Below are 400 nucleotides of genomic sequence, written 5' to 3'. Positions count from 1 at the left end.
CCCCCGCCGGAAGACCAAGGTTTCCTGTCCCATGTTAATCAGGGCAGGGTGAGTCGGCCCCTAAGGCGAGGCAGAAATGCGTAGTCGATGGGAAACAGGTTAATATTCCTGTACTCGTACATATTGCGATGGAGAGACGGAGAAGGCTAGGCCAGCACAGCGATGGTTGTCTGTGTTTAAGGCGGTAGGTTTGGGACTTAGGCAAATCCGGGTCCCTTTAAGACCGAGAACTGACGACGAGCCCTCTTTTGGGCGAAGTGGTTGATGCCATGCTTCCAGGAAAAACTTCTAAGCTTCAGATATGATCGAACCGTACCCCAAACCGACACAGGTGGTCAGGTAGAGAATACCAAGGCGCTTGAGAGAACTCGGGTGAAGGAACTAGGCAAAATGGTACCGT

1 rRNA gene is annotated in these 400 nt (G+C 52.2%); it reads left to right on the top strand.

Annotated elements, in window-relative coordinates:
• Window positions 1-400: ribosomal RNA gene (locus AC2A4J_RS20385) — 23S ribosomal RNA — on the top strand; the annotation flags it as partial.

Source organism: Marinomonas sp. ATLA20 (assembly GCF_057180105.1).
The sequence above is the reverse complement of the archived record's forward strand: the minus strand, read 5'-3'. Positions and strand labels throughout refer to the sequence as shown.